Origin of the sequence: Loktanella sp. SALINAS62 (assembly GCF_018263905.1) — a bacterium.
Taxonomy (GTDB): Bacteria; Pseudomonadota; Alphaproteobacteria; order Rhodobacterales; family Rhodobacteraceae; genus Loktanella.
The window spans coordinates 1-23428 of the sequence record NZ_JAAFZU010000003.1; the positions used below are offsets into that span (position 1 = coordinate 1).

Sequence of the window (23428 nt, forward strand, 5' to 3'; positions counted from 1 at the left end):
TATCATGTTCGAAGATCGCTTCAATGCGTAACTGTATCTGAAACCCGCATGCGCCAGACCAGATACACAGAGTTCATGACACTCCCTCGCCCAGCCGCGGCCAGTCGCCACTTGCAGCTCGCTCCAGGCTTGCACTCGATCCCGCCTCGCGGTGAGTACTGCCAGCTTCGCGTCGTCGAGTCCGGACCGGGCATCGAGCACCTCCGAGAACGGGCTATTGCCGAGTTCGTGCGAGAACTCAGCAAGTTCTACGACCTCCTGCTGCGTCCTGCGCACGTTTTCCGCAGTCGCCACCGCGCGCTTTGCGCCCTCATAGCTGTTGGTTGCCCTCCGAGCGTCCTCGACCGCCGCAAGAACCGCCGATTTCCATGCTATATGGGCTTGTTCCATCGCGGCCTCAGAGCCGCGCACATTGGCCCGCAGGGCGGGCTGATTCAGGATGGGCAACGAGAGCGCAGGCCCGAAGCCCCAACTCCCTATGCCGGCAGCCGTGGAAAGGTTTCCCGACAGAGTAAGGGCAGGATATAACTGTGCCTCGGCGACGCCAACGGAAGCTGCGGCGGCAGCAAGGACCGCCTCGGCGGAACGAACGTCAGGTCGATTCCGGAGGAGGTCGACCGGAATCGCGCCCTGTTCACTCGGTGGCGTGGGCAAGGGCTGAGCCTTGCTCATGCTTGCCATTACATCATCGGAGGGTTGGGCCAGTAGCGTGGCCAGGGCGTAGACCGTATTGCGATATCCCGTCTCCAGGTCGACCAGGTCCTTTTCGGCACGCTCCAGTGAAAGACGAGCCTGCGCCGCGGAGAGTTCGGTGCCCGCTCCAAGGCGTGTCTTCTCTACCTCCATCTCCGTGACCGCGCGATGCTTTTCCACAGCCTCTTTCTTGACATGCACGGATTTCTGCAAGTGACGCGCTTGCACATAGGCACCAACAACGCCGGAGACTACCGAGAGCCGGGCGGTGCCAAGGTCGAGCTCTGAAGCTTCCAGCTGGGCCGTGGCCGCGTCTCTGGTGTGCTTCGTGGCGCCGAAAAGGTCGATAAAAAAGGATGGCGAAATCCCCGCTGAGCGGACCTCCGAAGTCGGCCCGTTCTCTGATCCTGATCGCCGCACCTGCGCCGTTGCGCCGCCAGACAATGCCGATGAGATGCCAGTGCCATCAAGATTGGCCTGAGCCTGAGCAATTCGCGAAACCGCAGCCTGGAGCGACAGGTTCTGTTCGAGCGAGCCCCTTACCATAGTATTCAGCTTCTTGTCGCCCAGGCTCTCCCACCAGGCTTGTTCTGAAACATCCCCCGCGATCCCGGGCCCCGGCTTCGTGATGGCGGGAGCCAAACCCAAAGCCGGCGGCGAGGTGTCGGTGACCTGAGCACAACCGGCCAGTGCGAGAGGTATGAGAAAAGTGGAAAAGAGCGAATTCGAGTGCATGAGCCTGCCTGTTTCTTGTTTGTTGATTGCACGCCGAGAGTGCAGAGGTGGATGGGAAATGGCGGCGCAAGAAAGTGCCCTACCGTCCGACAAGACCGTAGGCGTAGGGTGCATTCTGGTGACGCCGCGCCGACGCGGCTTGACAATCAGTCCGCCGACGCGCGCTCCAGCTTCCGCATCAGGTCGGAGAGCGCCCGCTCGACTTCCGCGAAATCGGCATCATTCAGCGACTGGGTGGCAACGTCCTCACGGAGGTCCCCCACGACGGTCTCGATCAGGTCGCGCCCTGTGGAGGTCAAACCGACCGGGCGCACGCGGCGGTCGCCCGAGGCATCCGGCCGCCTGAGCAAGCCACGATCGGCAAGCCGTTTGACAAGCTTGGTCAGGCCACCGGACGAGATGAGGAGTCGCGGATAGAGCGTCGTTGGCAGCACCTCGTGCGGAGGCGGGGCGCAACGCAGAGCGAAGAGCAGAGCAAACTCTGCTTGAGCCAGGTCGTGCCGTCGCAAGACCTCCTCTCTGGTGGCTATCGGGTGCCTCAGCAGCCTGTGAGCGAGCAGGGTCGCCGCAGTGCGGTGCGTGAGCACCTCCGGCCAGTTCTTCCGGATTTCTTCCAGAATTTCGTCCGAGCGCATCTTGTCTCCCCTTTTCGACCGCAGTCTCGAAAACACCTTGCGTGGAAGATAGTGGGGGCTTATCTTCCGCGCAAGATGTTTTTCACTTTCCCAACCGCTGGATGCAATCATGTCGAACCGCGAACTTGACGACGTCCTCCCGGCCGTCCCTGCCGAGAACGCAAAGCCCGGCAGCGCCACCCCGGAGGGGGCTCCAAGAAGGCGGGCGCCCCTGTTCATTATGCTTGCTGTATTCGCGCTCCTTGGCGGCACTCTCTATTGGACGGCGGCATCGGACCACTTCGCCCCCGGCACCTCTCGGGGGATCGTTTCGTCGAACGTGACGCAGGTCGCGCCGCGGGTCTCCGGTCGTGTTGTCGCGGTGGAGGCCCCGGACAACGGCATCGTGGAGCAGGGTGAAACGCTATTCCGGATGGACCCTCGATCATTCGAGATCGCAGTCGAGGCGGCCCGCACCAATCTCGCCCAAGCCGTTCAGGGTGTTGCCGCGTCTTCGGCGCAGATAGAGGCAGCCCAGGCCCAAGTCGCCCAAGCGCGGGTGAACGCGGAGGACGCGCGTCGCACCGCCGAGCGCCAGCAATCGCTCCTGGAGCGCGGGATCGTATCGACGCAAGTTCGAGATCAGGCCCAAGCCGCCCTCGACTCTGCCGAGGCGACGATCACCGCGGCCGAGGCCAATGCGGAGAGCGCCCGGCAGCAACTTGGCGCACAGGGGGAAGAGAACACAGCTATCCGGGCAGCCGGGCTTGCCTTGGAGCAGGCGGAATACGATCTGCTCAGCACAACGGTGGTCGCTCCATCTCTGGGTCTGGTGACGAACTTGCACCTGACCGAGGGGCAGTTCGTGAATGCCGGAGCGGGCGTCGTGACCTTCATCAATGCGGACGCGGTGTGGATCACCGCAGATCTGCGGGAAAACCAGCTGCTCAACGTGAATGCAGGAGATGCGGTTACGATCACCTTCGACGCGCTTCCAGGCCGGGTCTTCGAGGGCAGGGTGGACTCCATCGGGTGGGGCATCAATCCCGGCCGCTCGGAATCCGGCGGCTTGCCGATCAATGCACCATCGAACCAATGGTTCGAGCCAGCGCGCAAGATGCCGGTTCGCATCGTGCTTGATGGCGGGATGGAGGCGTGGCCGTCAAAGGCTCGGCTGGGTGGCAAGGCCGGGGTCCTCATACATGCCACCGACGACAACCATTTCGTCACGCGGGTAGCTGCCGTTCTCCAGCAGCTTGGCAGCTACCTGAGCGCACTTTACTGAGGCGCCGCGTATGTATGTTCCTCCACGTCCCAAGCGCGAAGACGACCCGCTTTTCGCAGTGCGTCTCGGCTTGGTCGTCGTTGCGAGCTACCTCGCCATGGCTCTGATCAACCCGATCATGGGGGCCATTGTCGCGGTCCTGCCGTTCGGACTTGTTGCCGGACAGCGCAAAGGCTTCAATTTTGTCCGTGCGATCAGCGCACCTATCGCTTTCGGCGTGATGGTCTGGCTGATGGCGAGCCTGGTGGCCATCGTGCGACCGATCCCCGCCCTCATGCTGGTCGTGATGGGGCTGGTATTGTTTCTGGGCTATTACGCGACACGGCGCACCGGCAGCGGTGTTGGCATGTTGATTATCGTTGCCGCAGTCATGATGTCGATCGCAGGTATGGAAACCCCGGCGCTGCTCAACATTTTCCGGGACGGTTTCTTGCTCGGCTGCGGCGTCGCGCTCGTGATCATTCCGGCCCTATATCTCCTGTTGCCGACCGCAACGCGGGAGAAGCACGAAGACGCACCCCGTCCGTCCGCGGGTCATCATGGCGCAGGCTCTCTCATCCGGGCCATCGTGACACTCGGGCTGTGCTTTTGGTTTTACGCTGTCCTACCCGTGTCGGATCTCATCCTTGCGGTCGCGGCCGTCTTCCCGCTGATTTTTCCGACCCGGGAAGAGGCGTTCGCCGAGGCCGGAGAACGGAGTCTCGCGACTTTCTACGGTGCCATTGCCGCCGTCGGTATCCTGGCTTTCATGATGCTGGTCTCGGCTCACTTCGTCGTCCTTCTCTGCCTCGTCTTTCTGGTCACGTTCTATTTTGGGGAGAGAATGATCGATGGCAAACGGTCGGCATCGGTTTACCAATTCGCGGCCTCGGCCGCCGTGAGCATCGTGGCTACGGTTCTTTCCAGCGGATCACCGGACGCGGCAGTGCTTGTTCGCGTCGCGTTGACATTCGCCGGTTCGATCGGCGCCGCGTTCCTTGTCGCCTTTCTGGAATGGGTGTTGCTTTCGCCGATACGGCACGCCGACAACTACAGCCCACACCCCGCAGTCCAGCGCCGTCGTCTCGGACAGGAACTTTGATGGCAAGTGCCGCCGAACGGCAGCTTCGTCCGCCATCCGGCCGTCCAAGCACCGCGCGGCGAACTTCCGGATCGAGCCCAAACCGACCGTGCTTCCGTCGGCGCATTTCGCATCCACTGTTTGTACGAATTTCTCCCGGATCGGCCCGTCACATTGATGATGTTTCCGCGCCGCGACTTGCGATGCTGTTCGATTGAATCGCAACTACCCCAGTTCGTGGGGGCGTAGCGCCTCTTGTGCCAGACTGATTTTATGGATCGCATCATCTGCGATCTGTTCGACCGTGAGATCGTCTCCCACCGTCCAGCTTTGGAAGGAAAGTGCGATTGCATGGGCGACGAGCCGGGCGATCAGGCTCGCGATCACGTGCGCGTCAGCTCCCCATCGCCGGGTAAGGAGGGACTGCAGTTCGCGCGCGAGATTGTCGATCAGCGCGCTGAAGACCGGTTGAAGATGGGGCGATTCTTTCAGGATCTTGCCGATATTACGCACGGCCGAGCGCTCGGGGGATGCGTCGGTGAGGATTTGCCTCATCAGCCGTTTCAGGTCCGGCAGGAGCGAGCCGTTTGATTCCACGAACCAGTCGAGATGCGAGCCGAACTCGTCGAGCTTCGGGCCCGCGAGGGCCTCATGCTTGTTCTGATAGTGATTGAAGAAGGTGCGGCGGCTTATTCCGGCACGCTCGGCGATCATGTCGATCGTCATGACCTCATACCCGAGGCTCGCGGCAAGGTGCAGGGTCGCGCGCTGAATGGCGCGCGCGGTCTTTGTGCGCTTGCTCTGTGTCGGCCTCTTCGCCTCGGACATACTGAACCTCCATCACGTTCCGATCAGGTTATTGCACAGAGTGCAATTTTGTGAAAGGTCCGCCCCAAGACGACCCTGCCACCCGCCGGACCGCGTGAGGACATACAATGGTTTTTCGACCCAGGCACATGCTCGCATTCGTGTTCATGGCGACCGCCACCCAGGCCCAGATGCCGCCTCCGACCGTCGGAGTGATCGAGCTTGGAACGCAGTCGGTGCCGCGGACGCTGGTCGAGCCAGGACGTGCCATTGCCTCGGCAGAGGTGTCGATCAGGCCACGGGTCGGCGGCACGGTGAACGAGATCCTCTATAGCCCAGGCGAGATGGTCGAAGCAGGAGATCCGTTGTTCCGGATCGACCCGGCAACCTACGAGGCGGACCTCAGGGCGGCCGAGGCCGATCTCGCCTCGGCGCAGGCCTCCGTGCGCGAGGCCGAAGCGGCGTTTCAGCGGTCGGAGCAATTGCTGGGAACGGGCGCATCGCAGGCCCAGCTCGATACGGCGCGCAGCGCCATGGAGCAGGCGCGGGCCTCATTGCAATCGGCGACGGTCGCACGCGACCTTGCGCAGACTGACCTGGAGCGGACGACTGTGACGAGCCCGTTCGAAGGCGTCGCCTCCTTCGCGACCATCTCCGTGGGGGATCTGGTCGTGGCCGGCCAGGCGGATGCTCTCGCGACGGTCACAAGGCTCGATCCGATCGACGTCGAGATCCTGGCCCCGTCTTCCCGCATCCTGTCGCTGATCGAAGACGTATCGAGCGACCGCCTGCAGATAGCCGAAGACATCATGGCGACCCTTACGCTCGAGACGGGTCGCGAATACGAGGCGGCCGGGCAGATGATCGCCACGAGCCAGAGCGTGTCCGAGACGACAGGATCAAGGGCGATCCGGTTCCAGTTCGAAAACCCGCACCAGATCCTTCTGCCGGGCATGTTCGTCCGCTCGGAGGTAACGCTGGGGTCGACAGAAGCGATCATCGTCCCGCAATCCGCGACCCTGCGCACGCCGACCGGCGAATTGACAGGCTGGGTCGTGGTCGACGGCACAGCCGAGCGGCGAACGCTGCAGGAGCAGGGCACCCATGACCACGGCTGGGTCGTGACCGACGGCGTCGAGGCCGGAGAGCTGCTCGCGGTCGACGGGCTGGCGAACCTGGCGCCGGGCCTCGAGGTGCAGACCGTTCCCGTCCTGCTCGACGAGGACGGCGTTGTCCGGGACCGGGAAAATCCCTCGGCCGAAGCCGGGCGGGAATAGCAGGGCATCATGGCGCAGTTCTTTATCCACCGTCCCGTTTTCGCATGGGTCATCGCCGTTCTCGTGATGCTGCTGGGGGCGATCAGCCTGTCGCGGCTCCCGATCGAGCAGTATCCGCAGATCGCGCCCACGACCATCAACGTGAGTGCCAGCTACAGTGGAGCGACGGCGGATGTGGTCGCGAACTCGGTTACAACGGTTATCGAGGATGCGCTCACGGGGATCGAGGACCTGACTTACATGACCTCGTCTTCTTCGTCGGGAAGCGCCAGTGTCGTCCTGACCTTCGAAGATGGCGTGGACCCCGATATCGCTCAGGTTCAGGTCCAGAACGCGATGCAACGCGTCACGGCGCAGCTTCCGGCCATCGTGCAGCAGAACGGCGTTTCTGTCTCGCGGTCGACAAGCTCGACTCTCCTCGTGGCCGCGCTGACGGCTCCGGACGGAAACCGCCCGGCGCTGGAACTCGGCGACCTCGTGACCAGCAGGATCGTCGGCCCGGTGCAGCGCCTTGAAGGCGTCGGCTCGGTTCAACTCTTCGGAGCGGGCTATGCCATGCGGATCTGGATGGATCCGATGAAGATGGTCCAATACGGCGTGACCCCTGCCGACGTGACGTCCGCCATCGGTGACCAGAACACCAACGTCACCGTCGGACAGCTGGGAAGCCAGCCGATCCCCAAGGGCCAGCAGATGACGGTGGCGCTGTCGGCGCAGTCGCAGCTGACGACAGTGGAGGAGTTCGAGCGTATCCTGCTCAGGACAGCGCAGGACGGATCCACCGTGTTCCTCGGAGATGTCGCCGAGATCGTCATTGGACAGGAAACCTACGGCACCGGCGGGCGATACAACGGCCAGCCTGCAGCCGGCTTCTCAGTCTCGCTCGCCCCGGGTGCGAACGCCGTGGCAACAGCCGAGTCGGTGCGCGAGACATTAAACAGCTTGGCCGGCGCGTTGCCAGACGGGGTCGAGATCGTCTATCCCTACGACACCTCGCCCTTCATCGAGGAATCCATCAACCAAGTCTATCACACGCTGATCGAGGCCGTGATCCTCGTCTTCCTCGTGATCTTCGTCTTCCTGCAAAGCTGGCGCGCCACGCTGATCCCCGTCGTCGCCGTGCCGGTGGTGCTGCTGGGGACGTTCGGCGTGCTGCTGCTCTTCGGTTACACGATCAACACGCTGACGATGTTCGCGCTGGTTCTGGCGATTGGCTTGCTGGTCGACGACGCCATCGTGGTGGTCGAGAACGTCGAGCGGATCATGGACGAGGAAGGCCTCGATGCCGTTGCGGCAACCGAGAAGAGCATGAGAGAGATCACCTCGGCGCTCGTCGGCATCGTGCTGGTCCTGTCGGCGGTCTTTCTGCCGATGGCCTTCATGACCGGATCGACCGGAGCGATCTACCGTCAGTTCTCGGTCACGATCATCACGGCCATGATCCTGTCCCTGGGCGTCGCGGTCATCCTGACCCCGGCGATGTGCGCCACGCTGCTCAAGCAAAGCAGCCACCGCACGCGCTTCGCACCTGCGCGGTGGTTCAACAACTCTCTGAGCCGGGCCACCTCCGGCTATGGCCGCTCGGTCTCGTTCCTGATCCGACGGCCCTTCAGCATGCTGGTCGTGCTGGCCGCCATCACCGCCGGGGCGTTGTTCTTCTACGATCGACTGCCCAGCTCGTTCATCCCGCAGGAAGATCAGGGCGTTCTGATCGTTATGGTGCAGGCGCCCGACGGGTCGACAGCGCCCAAGACAGAGGCGCTTGTCGAGCGGGTCGAGAACCATCTGCTGAACGACCAGGCGGCGTCGGTCGACTCGGTCTTCGGCGTGATGGGGTTCAGCTTCAGCGGCTCGGGTCAGAGCGCCGCCATGCTGTTCGTCAAGCTGGAAGACTACGCCGAGCGCGAAGGGACCAGCGCGGAGAGCCTGGCGGGGCAGATCAATCAGCACTTCTACCTCAACAGCAGATCCGGGACCGTCTACGCCCTGCAACCGCCCGCCATCCAGGGGATGGGTGCGACCGCCGGCTTCTCGATGTATCTGGTCGATCAGGGCGGACAGGGCGCCGAACGGACGGCCGAGGCCGCGAACGAGATCGTGGCGATGGCGCAGCAGGACGGGCGCGTGACCAACCTGCGGGGCAACGACAATCCCGCGCAGTCCTCGCTGCGGATCGACATCGACCAGCAGAAGGCGGCGGCGTTCGGCCTCTCCGTTGCCAACGTCAATTCGATGCTGTCGCTGATCTTCAGCGGCCGCGACGTGGGCGATTTCCCGATGAACGACGACCTGCGCCCCGTCATCGTCCAGGGCGAGGCCGAGGCGCGATCCCAACCCGAGGATATCGGCGGCTGGTATGCCCGCAACGACAGCGGCGAGATGGTTTCGCTCGCGGCGTTCACCTCCCTCATCTGGGATGAACAGCCGCAATCCATCGAAAGGTTCGCGGCGACGCGGGGCCTGAACCTGACCGGCACACCCGCCGAAGGCGTATCCTCGGGCGATGCGATGGAGGCCATGGAGGAACTGGTTGCCAGCCTTGATGAGGGGTTCGCGGTCGAATGGACCGGGCTGTCGTACCAAGAGCGCCTTTCGGGCAACCAGGCGCCGCTGCTTTATGCGCTGTCCGCCCTCGTCGTCTTCCTCGCCCTCGCGGCCCTCTACGAAAGCTGGGCTCTGCCGCTGGCCGTCATGATGACGGTGCCGGTCGGGATCTTCGGTGCCATCGGCGCGGCATTGTTCTTCGGGCAGCTCAACGACGTCTACTTCAAGGTGGGGCTGCTCACCACGATCGGTTTGGCCGCGCGAAACGCGATCCTGATCGTCGAATTCGCCGAAGAGCAGCGCCGCGAAAGGAAGTCGCTGGTCGAGGCTGCGACGAATGCTGCCCGCATGCGCCTGCGGCCGATCCTGATGACGACCCTGGCCTTCATGTTCGGCGTCCTGCCCCTGGCAATAGCAACCGGCGCGGGAGCTGCGGCGCAGCAATCCATCGGCATCGGAGTCTTGGGTGGCATGATGGCCGCGGCAGTCATAGGGATTTTCCTGGTGCCCGTGTTCTATGTGGCGGTTCTTGGGCTCGTCGGTCGCTTGCGGAGGAGGCCGCGCACTGTCGACGGGTGATGCTTCGCAGCGCCAGCATTCCTGCCTCGGGCAGCTTTCGCCGAAAGACTGCTTCGTCCGCACTGCCGTCATTCGGCAGTCGGGCAGACTTCGACCACTCGGCCCTGAGGCGCTCGCCTCCTGATTGAACGATTTTTAGCGCTTACAAACCACCGTTATAAGTGCGTAGCCACATCTGTGTGTTTCTTCTGCCTGTTATATCAGCTGAGGGTCAGCGCGACGTGTAGCGGAATTCGCGCGCCGGATCCGGTGTCGCGTAAACGACTGCGCCGGGGCGGTAACTGCGATGCCCTTCGATCCGCGCCAGAAACGTTCCGATGTCTTCGGCCTCGACATGCAGGATCGTATCCGCCCCCAGCCGTTCCACGTGGCGCACGGTGCCTTTCCAGCGACCTTCGTCATCGGACACCGTCAGATGTTCAGGTCGGATACCGTAGACATCACAGCCCTGCTGTTCGGCCACACGACCTTCGAAGAGGTTCATCTTGGGCGACCCGATGAACCCCGCCACGAAGGGCGTCGCGGGTTTTTCGTAAAGGTCCATCGGTGTTCCGACCTGCTCGATCCGGCCCGCGTTCAGGACGACGATCTTGTCGGCCATCGTCATCGCTTCGACCTGATCGTGTGTGACGTAGATCATTGTGGCGCCCAAGCGAGCGTGGAGGTCTGTCAGTTCGATCCGCATCTGCCCGCGCAGGGACGCGTCGAGGTTGGACAGCGGTTCATCGAAGAGGAACACGCCGGGATTGCGCACGATGGCGCGCCCGATGGCGACACGCTGGCGTTGTCCGCCGGACAGCGCCTTTGGCTTGCGGTCCAGCAACGGACCCAGTTGCAGGATGTCCGCGACTTTTTCCACCTCTTGCGCAATCTCGGCCTTTGGCTTGCGCGCAAGGCTCAACCCGAAGCCGATATTTTCGCGCACGGTCAGATGCGGATAAAGCGCGTAGGACTGGAACACCATCGCAATGCCCCGTTTGGATGGCTCTGCGTGGGTCACATCCTGCCCGCCGATGTCGACCGTGCCGGACGTGACGCCTTCAAGGCCCGCGATCATCCGCAAGAGCGTTGATTTCCCGCACCCCGACGGCCCGACAAAGACGCAGAACTCACCATCCGCGATATCGAGATCGACGCCCTTGATGACCTCGTGCGCGCCAAAGGACTTGCGCAAATCATGAAGCGAGACTTGGGTCATGAGTTATCCTTTCACCGCGCCGGAGGTCATTCCGGACACGATCTGGCGATTGAAGAAGATGAAGACAAGCAGCGGCGGAATCGTGATCAGAAGGATGTTCATGAACAACAGGTTCAGCTGAGACGTGAACTGGCTTTGGAAGTTGTAAAGCGTCAGTTGCACCGTGATGTTTTCGCTGCCCGGCAGGTAATACAGCGGGTGGGTAAAGTCGTTGAAGATGGTGATCGACTGCACCACGATCACGGTCAGCGTCACCGGCTTGAGAAGCGGCAGGATCACGCGAAAGAAGACCTGCAAGGGAGTCGCACCATCCACGATCGCCGCCTCGTCCAGATCACGCGGGATCGAAGCCACGAAGGCGCGAAACAGCAGGATGCAAAAGCTGAGCCCATAGGCGACCTGGATCAGAACCATGCCGTGAAGCGTCTTGAACAACCCGATCTCTTGCAGCAGCCAGATCGTCGGAACGACGGCAGGCGGGATCATCAGCCCGGTCAGCGCAACGAAACCGACCACGCGACTGACCCGGCTTGGCCGCCGCTGCAGAACGTAGCCGACCATGGCGGCAAAGATCACCAGCAGGGCTATCGCACCGACGGTAATCACGATGGAGTTGAAGTAGGCCAGCAGCAGCGCGTAGTCGCGCACCTGCACCACGTCGACGAGGTTTTGCCAAAACTGCCATTCGCTGGGCCAGGCAAAGCTGGGCTGGCTGGCCTCTGACGGGGACTTGGCCGCGTTTAGGAAGACAAACAGGAACGGAAGGATAAAGACGACCGTCGCGATGGCCAGTGCGGCGATGCCGCCGAAGAGTTGTCCGCGTCTCATGCGTCAAGCTCCTTGCTGTTCAGCCACCACGCCAAGGGGGCGACGATCAGCGCGATCAGCAGGAACAGGATGACGTTGCCTGCCGTCGATAGCCCCCAGAACCCGGCTTGATACTGTTTATAGATCACCGATGCGAGAACGTCGGATGAAAATCCGGGACCGCCGCGCGTCATCGCCCAGACCAGGTCGAAGAGGCGCAAGCCACCGATCAGCGACAGGATGATGACGGTCGTGGTCGCTGGCCACACCAAGGGAACGGTCACGCGCCAGAACAACTGCCAGCGCGTCGCGCCGTCGATCCGGGCGGCCTCGTAATAGTCGTTCGGGATCGTGGATAACCCGGCGATATAAATCAGCGTCGCCAATCCGACGCCGCGCCAGACGTCGACCAGTGCGACCGAAAAGAGAGCGAGTGATGGATTGGTCAGCCAACCCGGTCCGTCGATCCCGATGGCCGCCAGTGCGACGTTGATCGCGCCTTCGGTCGGGTGCATCAGTTCCTGAAACAGGATTCCAACACCGATGGTAGAAACCAGCACCGGAAAGAACACGACCGACCGCAGAAAGCTTTGGCCAAAAATACCAGAGGTGAGCAGGACCGCGAGCAACAGGCCCAGTATCGTCTTGAGCACCGAAGTGACGAAGGCGAAGAACAGGGTGTTGAGCGTGCCGCGGATCAGGAACGGCTCGGAAAAGAATTGAACATAGTTGTCCCAGCCCGCGAACCGGGCCTCGAACGGGTCCCAGTAGGTCAGGCTAAAGTAGAAGGACGCCACCGTCGGAACGATGAACAGCCCCAGAAAGATCACTGCCGCAGGCAGAAAGAACCAATAGGGATAGGGGGATTTCTGGGTCATGCCGCGCATCCTTTCATGAGAGCCCCGCCGCGACCGAAGTCACGGCGGAGCGTCTCGGGAGGAAACCTTACCAGTTCGGCAGGCCGAGTTGACGCGCCTGCTTGGTGACGTCCGCATCGTAAAGCTCAGCGGCGCTTTGCGCGTCGCGGATTCCGCTTCCGACTTCGACAGTCAGTTGCTCGAGCGCTGGCCCCTTAACAGGTGACAGGAATTCGAGCGCAGGTGCGGTCCGGCCTTCTTCATTGAAGTAGGGCAGCATATCGCTGACCGCGCGCGGCACGCTGTCGGGCAATTCACAGCCTTCGACCAGCATCGGACCCGTGGCACCGTTGGCCGACACGATTGCCGCGCAGCCTTCGGAGGAAGCCATGAAGTTCAAAAAGTCCTTGGCGGCCTCAACGTTTTCGCTGGTCTGCGGAATATAGGCCGCAGCAGGCAGCCAGATGGTCAGACCGTTGGCATCGACGCTTTCACCGGGCTGAGCGAAGAAGCCGACATCATCAATCAAATCCGGATAGTTCTGTTCGATATTCGCAAGCGAGAACGTCAGCATCGGATAATGCACGCCTTCACCGGTAGCGACCATGCGGACACCGTCGTCGAAGTTTGCGGCCCCGAAATCTTCATTCAGATATCCAGCTTCGTAGACTTCCTGAAGACGCGCGAAACCGGCTTGCGCGGCAGGCGTGGTGGCATATTTTGCTTCGTTCGCGGTGTAGGCGTCCGCGAATCCGGGTTCTTGTGACTGGACGTTATAGTAGTCGGCCAGAACGAAAAGCTGGCTGGTCCAGGTGTCGCGGTAGGTCTGAATCACCGGGGCCTTGTCCGTCTGCTCTGCAATGGCCGCATTGTTCGCCATGAATTCATCCCAGGTCTGCGGCACTTCAAGCCCCAGCTCCTCATAGGTGGGCACGTGATACAGGATGCCGCCACCCATGGCCGCCTCGTATGGCACACCGTAGTAGTTGCCGTCACCATCAGCGACGGTTTGCAGGAAAGACTCGTTAAGATTGTCGAGGTTGGGAATGTCGTTAATCGGCACAAGTGTCCGGGACGGCCGTAGCGCCTGAAACAGCGAACCAGAGTTATAGCTGAAGATATCGGTCATCTCGCCGGTCGCGAGGCGGGTCTTGACGATATTGTCACCCTCGCCGCCACCGGGCCGCACCTCGATATCGAATGTCACGTCCGGGTTCTTGGCGGTGTAGGCTTCGGTCAGCGCTGTAAACGCACCGGAACTCGCCGGCGTGTTGTCGATCAGGATGCTCAGCTCTTGCGCCGATACACCGGTCGCGCCAAGCGCCAAGGCCATCGCCGTCAGACTTGTAAATCGTGCTTTCATGTCTCTCTCCCTTTTTAGCCGGCTTGCACCGGCTCTCCTCCAGTTGACTGTCATCCGTTCAGATCGAACGTGATCTCGTGTGTTCCGGGCCCGTAGGTTCCTCCCCCGATCGCTGCGTCCGCCACGCCCTCGCAGCCCTCCGGCAACGTGACGGTATAGGTCACCGTGTCCCCCGCGATGCTCCACTTTGCGGCGATGCGGCCATGCCGGCAGTCGTGCCACATCTCGACATGCCCCAATTCAGGCAGGATTGTGGGGGCCAACCTGACGCGGTCAAAACCCGGCGCCTCCTCGGTCGGTTGGACACCAGCGACCTGTTCGAACAGGAACTGGCACACCGCCCCGTAGGCGTAGTGGTTGTAGCTGTTCATCATCGGATCGTAGATCTCCCCGTCCGGACCCAGCGCGTCCCAGCGTTCCCAGATCGTCGTCGCACCCTTGTCGACCTGATAAAGCCAGCCCGGCACCTCGCGGTTCAGGAACACCTTTGCGACCAGATCATTCATGCCCAGCTTGGCCAGTGCAGGTAAAAGCGCGGGCGTGCCGATGAAACCGGTGCCGATCAGATAATTCGCGTCCTCGATGGTCCGACGGAAATAGGCTTTTGCCGCCGCGACGTGCTGTTCGGGGACCAGATCATAAAGAAACGCCAGCGCATAAGAGGTCTGGTCGTTGTGCGCCAAGCGGCCGGTGGCCGAAAAATACTCTTGCGTGAACGCGTCACGGATGTCCGCAGCCCGCCCTTCCAGCCGCTCGGCCTCGGCGTCGTTGCCGATGACCCGCGCGATCTTGGCCGCGAGGTCGGTTGATATGACATGATAGATCGTCGCCGCACAATCGTCCGCGATGGTCGGACGCGGCTTGCGGTTATCGCCAACGGGCTGGAGCCAGTCGCCGAAGGTGAACCCCTTTTGCCCCCAGACCGAATGTGGCCGGATGATCGGACCGTCCGAGATGGACCACAGGTAGTCCAGCCATTTCAACATCGCGGGAAAACACTCGTGCAGCACGTCAGTACGACCGTATTGCAGGTAAAGCTGCCACGGCATCACGGTGATGACGTCGCCCCACCCCGTCGATCCGGCCCAGTCGCCGGGGGCTATGGAATGCAGACGGTTCGTCGGATCGGGCGAGAAATGCGGCACCCCCCCGTCTGCGCGCTGGTCGTGCATCACGTCGCGCAGGTATTTGCGCAGAAAGGTTTCGCTGTCGGCCAGCCAGCAGGCTGTGCCGGCAAAGACCTGCGCATCGCCCGTCCAGCCCAGACGCTCGTCGCGCTGCGGGCAGTCTGTTGGCACTTCGATAAAGTTGCCGCGCTGGGACCAGACCGTATTCAGCACCAGACGGTTGACCGCTTCGATGCCACAGGTAAACCCGCCGGCAAGTTCAGGCACCGATGTGATCGGGACAGAGACAATATCCGTCAGTTCCGCATCGCCTTCGATCTGGACGCGGGCATAGCGGTAGCCCTGAAACGTAAACATCGGCGACCACGTCTGATCGCCGTCACCGGACAGCGTATAGGTCAGCGCGGCCCGCGCGGCGCGGTAGTTGCGGTTGTCCCAGGTGCCGTCCTGTGCCAGCACTTCACCAAAGTCGATGCTGACCTTTGCCCCTGCCGACCCGCGCACCGTGATCCGGGGGTAGCCCGCTACGTTCTGGCCAAAATCATAGATGTGCGCGCCGTCCGCTTCCCAGTCGCTTTGCGGCTGCAAAGAAGCAAGCTCTTGCACCGTTCCCGTTTCCTGCGCCACGAACAGGTCCATGTCGATGTCGAGTGCTGCAACGCCGCCCGTCGTCTGGGGTGCGATGCGGGCATCGTGATCTTCGCCCCAGTAGATGCCGGACTTTGTGATCGGAAGCAGCCCGCTGGTCCAATCGGCATCGGTCTTGCACAGGACAGTGTCGCCATCGACCACGTCGGCAAGAGCGGCGATGCGGTCGCCCCACGTATTCTCGATCAGCGTCGCGGGCCACATCAGGGGCGACCGATACCAGCCATCGCCCAGCCAGATCTCGATCCGGTTTTCGCCTGCCTGCACAAGTTCACTGATATCGTAGCTTTGATACGCGATGCGGTTATCGTAGCAGGTCCAGCCCGGCGTCAGGCAATCCTGCCCGACCCTGCGGCCATTGATGAAAGCGCGGTAAAGACCCAGCGCCGAGATATGCAGGATCGGGCTGGCACCATCCGGGCAGTCGAACGTCGATGCGACAAAGCTTGCCTGTGACCCGACGCCTTGATCCGCATCGGGTGCAACGACCGTTCCCGTCCACGTCCTGCGGGTCAGTCCCGATGTCGCGACAGATGATTTGCCGGTGTCCAGCGCCATTTTTCATTCCTCCCGTTTGGCCCGTCGAATCGGTGCTCCCACACCGCGTAGACCGTTATACGTAAATCATTATACAAAGCTGTTTGCTGTTCAAGTGAAATTTCGGGTATCTTTTGAAAGATGCTGATCGAGGAGCGAATTCAATGACTGACGGATCGGCAAAGATCGGCGGAAAGATCACCATCAAACACGTGGCGCAGGACGCTGGTGTCTCGGTCGCTGCGGTGTCCAAGGTGATGCGAAACGCATATGGTGTCAGTGACGCCATGCGTGAAAAAGTGGAACGATCGATCGATCGACTGGCCTACCGTCCAAGCACCGCAGCGCGCGGCATGCGCGGTCGGACTTTCAGCATTGGCGTCTTGCTTGTCGAGATGCGAAATCCGTTCTTGCCCAGCCTGATGGACGGCGCGCAGAAAGTTCTGAGCGAAGCCAACTATCGCGCCTTTATGAGCGTGGGAGAGGCGCGTGCGGCAATCGAGAAATCGCTGATCAACGCGATGATTGACCTGAAAATGGATGGTGTCATTCTTGTCGCGCCGCGACTGTCGGGTGAACTGTTGGCCAGCTATGCCAAACAAATTCCCATGGTCGTCATCGGTCATCACGAACCGGGCGCCACCGCCTTTGATACGGTGAATTCAGATGACCGGCTTGGCGCACGCATGGCCACCGCGCATCTGATCGCTGGCGGTCGCGAAAACATCCAAATGGCAAGCTTGCCGCGAAAGAACGGCGATTTTGACGTCTATGTCGAGCGCGAGAAAGGTTATATTGAAGCAATGACTGAAGCAGGCCTTGAAAACAGGGTCGGCGTTTGGCGGATGCGGGAACACCCCGACCGCGCCGGCCCGCGTTTGGCCGATCTGCTTGATCTTGATCCAATGCCGCAAGGTGTCTTTTGCTGGAGCGACATCCACGCCGTCCGGCTTTTGAATGAGGCGAAGGTGCGCGGTATCGATGTGCCAAACCAGCTTGCGATTGTCGGCTACGACAACACACCAGCGGCCGGTCTTCCGCTGATAGGTCTATCCAGCATCGAACAAAGGGGGACCGAAATCGGTCGTCTTGCCGCCGATACATTGCTCAGCCGCATCGGCGGCCGTGCGACACCACAGCATATACTGGTGGAGCCAGAGCTTGTGCTGCGTAGTAGTTCTTAAGTCAGACCAGTTGGACAATCTGAATTGTTGATCCGCCGCAGGTCTCGCAGGTTGCATAGGCCACGTCTTCCGCCCTCCAGAACCGCTCTTTGACGCGAGCGTTGCCGTCCTGCGCATAGACCCACAGCGCTCGGAACTTTTTCTTGGCCTTAATGATCTTGAGATCGGTCATGTCATCTTCCCGACGAATGACATCCAAATCGCTGAACAGCCGGTCGAGGAGCCGAAGCCAAGCTCTGTCACATGTGAACCCGTATGCGAACGCCCCGCTCTCGACTGGGGCGAACAGGCCAAAGTGCCGGTCCATGATCGCTTTCGCTTTGGGACGACTTATGCGTCCTGGCCACTCATCGCGGACGTCCTTCGCTGATCTTGCTGCTGACCCGTGACATCATGGTATGTCAGTCAGTAATGATTGACTTCAAAGCGGCCTCGAAGGTGAAGCGCAAGCCGGAAGGTCTGTAGTCGAGCTCCGTGGTGCCATCTGTCTCTGCTGCGACGGCACCCGACCGGAACGCCTCCCGCAAATGAAACAGCACCGCAACCTCCCAGAGCCTATGGCCGTCACCGTCCTCAGCGTTCAGATGGCGGTGCCATTTCGAGCCGCGTCGTAGAAAGCCAACTGGGCGGGTTTCGGGCTTTTCATCATCTGCGATCAGCGCAGTCGCCTGCAGCAAGGGAGCTGCGACACCCGCCGCCTCGATATCGAGAACGCGCAGCATGCGCGGGGCATAGCGCCGGAACCGATGATAACATTGGCCAACATGGGTCAATGGGTCTGCGGCCATCGTGTCCGTCAACTCGGCGGCGGTGGCGACCAGCCCTTCGAGCCGATCCCATCCGCAAGCCAGCTCTGTCGCCTGATCCAAGGAAGCCCCATTGCTTCTGGCGTCCAGCAGTGCCGACCCGAGAGACTTGAAAGCGCGCAGGGTGTCCTGCACCGCCGCCTTTGCGTCGGCGATTTTGGCGTCGCACAGCCTCTTCGCGCCCTGCCAGGTCTTGCCGACGATGCGGTCATGGGTCTCGACCACCACGTCGGAAATCGCGGCACACCACTCGACGGCGCAAACCGCGAGAATGGCCTGGCGGCGGTCGCTGCTGATGTCACGCAGACCATCGGCAAAGTAGCGTTCGCCCTGACGCCGCAGGCGGGTCACCCGATGGGGTGGAATGCACGCGAGAATATCTGGCGAGATATTCAGGTCCCGCAGAACCTCCAGCCGATCGAGGAGGCGCCAACATCGGCCGAGTTCTGACCAATCTCGAATTGGCGCAGCCAGACGAACCGGCTGACCGTGCCATCGACCATCTCCGTGAGCAGGGTGCCCGCGAATGCGCGAAGACAGAGCCGATCGTGATGGAGCACGTCCAAGTAGTTTCGGGCGGTTCCCGAAAAAGCTCTTGTAACTTTACAACTATATATATATTCGTGAAGCAAGGAGGATAGCTCATGACTCGCTTCGCGACCCGATTAAACTCTTTTTCCGCCAAGGCGGAGGCTGAGTGGCCAGACCACAAAGGCAAGCCCACACCCATGATGGCCGCGCGTCGCGCTGCCAAGGTGAAGGGACTTACCCATGTTGACTTGAATTATCCTGACCACGTCTCTGACGACCCCAAGGGTGTCCGCTCCGAGATCAATGATATGGGTCTCGAGATCAACGGTCTCGCCATGCGCTATTACACAAATCCTGCATTCAAGCTGGGCGCCTTCACCAATCCTGATGCCGCCGTCAGGCGTGAGGCCATAGATCTCACCAAGCAGGGCATCGATGCCGCGCTGGAAATGGGCGCTCCGTTGATGACTCTCTGGATGGGCCAAGATGGATTCGATTACAGTTTCCAAGGCGACTACCAGAAGATGTGGGAAGATGAGGTCACCGCAATCCGCGAAGTTGCGGATCATGCCCCGGAATGCATGATCTCAATAGAATACAAGCCGAATGAACCCCGCTCCTTCGCCCTTCTGCCTGATGCCGCGACAACTCTCTTGGCCATTGATGAGGCCGGATCGAAGAACCTTGGCGTCACTCTCGACTTCGCCCACGTCCTGTATGCAGACGAGATGCCCGCCTTTGCGGCTACTCTCATCGCACGCCGGTCACGCCTGTTGGGTGTCCATCTGAATGATGGCTACGGCAAGCGTGATGATGGTTTGATGGTCGGCTCAGTTCATCCCCAAGCGACACTGGAGCTGCTGACCCAGATCCGGCGCGACGGCTACGACGGCGTCATCTACTTCGATACCTTCCCCGACGCTTCGGGCATCGACCCAGTCGAGGAATGTGCCGCAAACATCGAAATGGTCGAGCGACTGATGGCGATGGCCGAAAAGGTCGATGCTGACAATGCCTTGCGATCGGCCATCGGCGAACAGAATTCCCCAAGCTCACAGCGCGCCGTGCAGAGGATACTCGCGGGGGGGTAACTTTACGAAACTGCAAATCTTCATAAAGGGAGGAGACCCAAATGACGACGACACTGAAGACAATCCTGCTTGCTGGAACCTTTATGGGCAGCGCCGGTCTGGCGCTGGCTCAAGACCTGCCGCCCCTGAACTCCGACGAGGAGGAGGACCGCATCGACTGGTCGCAGCTTGAAGCCGAGTTCGGGCCGATCCCGGCCCCTGATGATGGCACCGCGGTCGGTGGCGTTTCCAAGACGCTGACCAACGAATATTGGCGCTCGCTGGGGGAGGGCTATCAGAACGTCGCCGAAGAGTTCGGCGTCGAGTTCGCCTATCAGGCGGCGCCGAGCGAAGGCGATCAGCTGGCCCAGCTGTCGATCGCTGAGAACATGATGTTGCAGGGCTATGATGCTCTGCTGTTCTCACCGCAAACCGACAACAACCTGCAGCCGGCACTTGAGGCAGCGCAATCACAAAGCATGCCGGTGGTGAACGTGAACGATGCGGTGATCCCTTCGGTCGAGCACTACGTCGGCAACGTCCAGCGCGACAACGGCGTCCGGGTTGCCCAATGGTTCATCGACAATACCGAAGGCGGCAAGGTTGCGGTTATCGAGGGTCAGCCCGGGGTGTTTGCCGCAGGCCAGCGCACCGACGGCTTCACGACGACGATCAACGAAGCGAGCGGTTTCGAGGTTGTGGCAAGCGTTCCAGCGAACTGGAGCCGAGAGGAGGCTTACAACTCGGCGTCGACCATCCTGCAACAGCACCCGGACCTCATCGGGTTCTATGCCAACAACGATGGCATGGCCTTGGGTGTGGTCGAAGCGGTGCGTGCTGCCGATCTGCAAGAGCAGGTAGCCGTGTTCGGCACCGACGGCATTTCGGATGCCTACAACTCGATCCGTGCGGGAGACCTGACCGGCACTGTGGACAGCTTTCCCGTGCTGACGGGCGAAGTTGCGATGGAAGTCGCATTGCGGCTTCTGGACGGACAAGATCTGCCGCGTGTGGTGGCGACTCCTCAGGCGCTGATCACCTCCGAAAACATCGAACAGTATTCGGTCGAAGATACCGACAAGCTGCGCGAGATGCTGCTGGCCGAATAAGGCCAGTCCATCGATCAGGGACCACTCGGCACCATAGTGTATGCTGAAGTGGTCCCCCTTCACCGAGAGGCTCTACAATGGCAAGCGATATCATCCGTCTGGCCGTAGACGGGATTCATAAAGGGTTTCCTGGCGTCAAGGCTTTGGAAGACGTCTCTTTCGAGGTCCGGCCCGGGGAGGTTCACGGTCTCTTGGGCGAGAACGGAGCGGGCAAGTCGACCATGCTGAATGTCTTATCCGCTGTCCTGAAACCCGATGCCGGTGAAATCCGGATAGATGGCGCAACCATACGCCCCAGCAGCCCCAAGGAGGCACGCGCAGCCGGGATCGCCATGATCCACCAAGAACTTCAGCACATTCCGGGGCTCAGCGTGGCGCAGAACATCTTTTTGGGCCGACCGCTGAAGACCGCGGGTGGCCTCTTGGTGAACCGGCGCGCACAAGAGCGGCGCGCCCGAGAGCTTCTCGCCGAACTGGACCCCGACATCGATCCCGGCCGGCCGATCCATGAACTGAAGGTCGCCCAGCAACAGATTGTCGAGATTGCCCGTGCGCTTCTCGATGACGCCAAGATCATCGCAATGGACGAGCCGACCTCGTCTTTGACCCCATCCGAATTTGACAGTCTTGCAGCGCTGATCAGCAAGTTGTCAGGGCAGGGGGTTTCGATCATTTACGTCTCGCACAAGATGGATGAAGTGTTTCAGGTCTGCCAACGTGCCACCATCCTCCGCGATGGCCGGTTCGTCGCGACCGTCGATCTGGCCGAAACAAGCGAGGACGAAGTCATCGCCAGTATGGTCGGTCGTGAGATTTCAGCCGAACGGCACGTCAGCCACGCTGGCACTGACGTCGTCCTGCGAGCAGAAGGAGTCGGTGACGGTCGTATGATCCGGGGCGCCAACTTCGATCTGCACAAGGGCGAGGTGCTGGGTGTCGCTGGACTGGTCGGTGCAGGCCGGACAGAACTGATGCGCCTGATTGCAGGCATTGATCGCATGACCGAGGGACGTGTCGAAGTGAATGGCGTCGAGCGACGCTTCCGCACTCCGCGAGAAGCGATCTCCGCCGGCATCGGACTGGTGCCCGAAGAGCGTAAGAAAGACGGCATCGTGCGCGATCGCTCTGTCGCGTCGAATATCGCGCTGCCCTGCATGAAACGTTTTTCTCGCGCAGGTCTGATCCGGCGTGCGCATCTGCGCCGTGAGGCAACCTCGCTGATGAAGCAGATGAACCTGCGTCCGCCAAACGTCGACCGTCCCATCGGACAGTTTTCCGGCGGGAACCAGCAAAAGGTCATCATCGGTCGCTGGCTCGCCGCTGACGTGGACATCCTGTTGTTCGACGAACCGACCCGGGGCATCGATATCGGTGCCAAATCCGAAATTTACGACCTGATCGAACGTCTTGCAGCTACAGGCAAGTCGATCATCGTCGTCAGTTCCGAGCTCCCCGAAATCCTGCGCCTTTCAGACCGCGTAGTGGTCATGCGCGAAGGTGAAATCGCCGGGATCCTGTCAGGTGACGAGATCGACGAAGGTCGGATCGCGGCCCTTGCCATTCCTCAATCGAAAAGCCGCAGTTCCAAGCAAACTGCCGAACCCGTGAGCCAACCATGAACACTACATCCGATACCAAGCAGACCGGAGGCCGGCGTTCTTTTCTGCCCGCAGCAATCAATCTGCGTGATGCTGGGACGCTTTTGGGCCTCGCACTCATTTTCATCGTTTTCGCGGTTTTGAATCCGGTTTTTCTGACAATCCCGAATCTTCTGAATATCCTTCAACAGTCATCGATTAACGCCTGTATCGCTCTGGGAATGACTTTCGTCATCATCTCTGGCGGCATCGATCTATCGGTGGGGCCTGCAGCGGCGATCTCGGCGGTGGCCGGGGCGGCGCTCATGACGGCAGGGGTTCCTCTGCCTGTGGCTTTGCTGGGCGCCGTGGGAACGGGGATGCTCTGTGGTCTATTCAATGGCTGCCTGATCGCCTTCGCAGGTCTTCAGCCGTTCATTGTGACCTTGGGGGGGCTGTCTCTTTACCGTGCTCTCGCGCTGATCTTCACGGACGGCAATCCAATTTTCGGGATACCACCCGAGTTTCGCTCCTTCATCAATGGTGACGTTCTTGGTGTCCCAGTCCCTGTTCTCATCGTCGGCTTGATCGCTGTTATTCTTTGGGTTGTTCTGAACCGCAGCCCGTTCGGTGAATACATCCTCGCGGTAGGTGGAAACCAGGAAGCTGCGCGCATTGCAGGCGTGCCGGTGGCACGCACCAAGATCACCGTTTACGTCATGTCAGGCGGACTTGCCGCGATTGCCGCGCTCATCCTGATGGGACGCCTTGGGGCTGCTGACCCTACCATGGGCAATCTCTGGGAGCTTGACGCCATCGCGGCTGCGGCAATCGGAGGGGCGTCGCTGATGGGTGGCAAGGGGTCCGTGATTGGCACGCTCCTTGGTGCCGTGATCCTCGGCGCTCTACGCAACGGGCTTACTCTGATGAACGTGCAAGCGTTCTATCAACTTTTGGCCACAGGCATTATCATCATCGTAGCGATGCTGATTGACCGCGCCACCAGAGGACGAGCCTGAC

18 protein-coding genes and 1 pseudogene are annotated in these 23428 nt (G+C 61.1%); 9 read left to right on the forward strand and 10 right to left on the reverse strand.

Annotated features, from left to right (window positions below; genetic code table 11):
- Positions 1-1428, reverse strand: a 1428-nt coding sequence (locus GZH79_RS03155) for an efflux transporter outer membrane subunit (RefSeq protein ID WP_211641766.1), incomplete at its 3' end; no start/stop codon positions are given.
- Positions 1429-1574: 146 nt separating this feature from the next.
- Complete coding sequence (locus GZH79_RS03160; protein WP_211641768.1) at positions 1575-2063, reverse strand: MarR family transcriptional regulator; 489 nt, start codon at positions 2061-2063, stop codon at positions 1575-1577.
- Positions 2064-2172: 109 nt separating this feature from the next.
- Here GZH79_RS03160 and GZH79_RS03165 point away from each other — a divergent pair, with 109 nt between their 5' ends.
- Positions 2173-3327: an HlyD family secretion protein gene (locus tag GZH79_RS03165; RefSeq protein WP_211641770.1), complete on the forward strand. Its 1155-nt coding sequence runs from the start codon at positions 2173-2175 to the stop codon at positions 3325-3327.
- Between the two features lie 10 nt (positions 3328-3337).
- Positions 3338-4408 (forward strand): FUSC family protein, encoded by a 1071-nt coding sequence (locus GZH79_RS03170; RefSeq protein WP_211641772.1) that lies wholly within the window; start codon positions 3338-3340, stop codon positions 4406-4408.
- A 204-nt stretch (positions 4409-4612) separates the two neighbouring features.
- Here GZH79_RS03170 and GZH79_RS03175 read toward each other — a convergent pair whose 3' ends face one another.
- Complete coding sequence (locus GZH79_RS03175) at positions 4613-5215, reverse strand: TetR/AcrR family transcriptional regulator (RefSeq protein ID WP_211641773.1); 603 nt, start codon at positions 5213-5215, stop codon at positions 4613-4615.
- Positions 5216-5322: 107 nt separating this feature from the next.
- Here GZH79_RS03175 and GZH79_RS03180 point away from each other — a divergent pair, with 107 nt between their 5' ends.
- Both GZH79_RS03180 and GZH79_RS03185 read left to right on the forward strand, forming a co-directional pair.
- Positions 5323-6471 (forward strand): efflux RND transporter periplasmic adaptor subunit, encoded by a 1149-nt coding sequence (locus tag GZH79_RS03180; protein ID WP_211641774.1) that lies wholly within the window; start codon positions 5323-5325, stop codon positions 6469-6471.
- 9 nt (positions 6472-6480) lie between these two features.
- A complete protein-coding gene (locus GZH79_RS03185; protein ID WP_211641775.1) occupies positions 6481-9594 on the forward strand; it encodes a multidrug efflux RND transporter permease subunit in 3114 nt (1037 codons plus the stop codon).
- 211 nt (positions 9595-9805) lie between these two features.
- On the opposite strand, the gene ugpC is transcribed toward GZH79_RS03185, so the two are convergent.
- The 5 genes from ugpC to GZH79_RS03210 all read right to left on the reverse strand — a co-directional run bounded on the left by ugpC (position 9806) and on the right by GZH79_RS03210 (position 16152).
- The gene (ugpC, locus tag GZH79_RS03190) at positions 9806-10792 is read right to left on the reverse strand and encodes a sn-glycerol-3-phosphate ABC transporter ATP-binding protein UgpC (RefSeq protein WP_211641776.1); all 987 of its coding nucleotides are present in this window, start codon (positions 10790-10792) and stop codon (positions 9806-9808) included.
- A 3-nt stretch (positions 10793-10795) separates the two neighbouring features.
- Positions 10796-11620, reverse strand: a complete 825-nt coding sequence (locus tag GZH79_RS03195; RefSeq protein ID WP_211641777.1) for a carbohydrate ABC transporter permease — start codon at positions 11618-11620, stop codon at positions 10796-10798.
- Entirely contained in the window at positions 11617-12477 is an 861-nt protein-coding gene (locus GZH79_RS03200; protein WP_211641778.1) for a sugar ABC transporter permease, read from the reverse strand. Before GZH79_RS03200 ends, GZH79_RS03195 begins: the two co-directional genes overlap by 4 nt.
- Positions 12478-12544: 67 nt before the next feature.
- The gene (locus GZH79_RS03205; RefSeq protein ID WP_211641779.1) at positions 12545-13819 is read right to left on the reverse strand and encodes an extracellular solute-binding protein; all 1275 of its coding nucleotides are present in this window, start codon (positions 13817-13819) and stop codon (positions 12545-12547) included.
- A 50-nt stretch (positions 13820-13869) separates the two neighbouring features.
- Complete coding sequence (locus tag GZH79_RS03210) at positions 13870-16152, reverse strand: alpha-L-rhamnosidase (RefSeq protein ID WP_211641782.1); 2283 nt, start codon at positions 16150-16152, stop codon at positions 13870-13872.
- Positions 16153-16265: 113 nt separating this feature from the next.
- Between GZH79_RS03210 and GZH79_RS03215 the strand changes: the two genes are divergently transcribed.
- Positions 16266-17315 (forward strand): LacI family DNA-binding transcriptional regulator, encoded by a 1050-nt coding sequence (locus tag GZH79_RS03215; RefSeq protein ID WP_249218955.1) that lies wholly within the window; start codon positions 16266-16268, stop codon positions 17313-17315.
- Between the two features lies 1 nt (position 17316).
- On the opposite strand, the gene GZH79_RS03220 is transcribed toward GZH79_RS03215, so the two are convergent.
- The gene (locus GZH79_RS03220) at positions 17317-17487 is read right to left on the reverse strand and encodes a hypothetical protein (RefSeq protein WP_211641784.1); all 171 of its coding nucleotides are present in this window, start codon (positions 17485-17487) and stop codon (positions 17317-17319) included.
- Positions 17488-17812: 325 nt separating this feature from the next.
- Positions 17813-18636: pseudogene (locus GZH79_RS03225) on the reverse strand (Tn3 family transposase); the annotation flags it as partial.
- A gap of 129 nt (positions 18637-18765) precedes the next feature.
- Here GZH79_RS03225 and GZH79_RS03230 point away from each other — a divergent pair.
- From GZH79_RS03230 to GZH79_RS03245, 4 genes are all read left to right on the forward strand, one after another.
- Positions 18766-19743, forward strand: coding sequence for a sugar phosphate isomerase/epimerase family protein (locus GZH79_RS03230; protein ID WP_211641788.1), 978 nt, complete (start codon positions 18766-18768; stop codon positions 19741-19743).
- 41 nt (positions 19744-19784) lie between these two features.
- On the forward strand, positions 19785-20831 hold the full coding sequence (locus GZH79_RS03235) for a substrate-binding domain-containing protein (protein WP_211641790.1): 1047 nt from the start codon (positions 19785-19787) through the stop codon (positions 20829-20831).
- A gap of 77 nt (positions 20832-20908) precedes the next feature.
- Positions 20909-22450, forward strand: coding sequence for a sugar ABC transporter ATP-binding protein (locus GZH79_RS03240; RefSeq protein ID WP_211641793.1), 1542 nt, complete (start codon positions 20909-20911; stop codon positions 22448-22450).
- Positions 22447-23427, forward strand: coding sequence for an ABC transporter permease (locus GZH79_RS03245; RefSeq protein WP_211641795.1), 981 nt, complete (start codon positions 22447-22449; stop codon positions 23425-23427). The genes GZH79_RS03240 and GZH79_RS03245 overlap by 4 nt, the downstream gene beginning before the upstream one ends.
- Position 23428 lies beyond the last annotated feature (1 nt).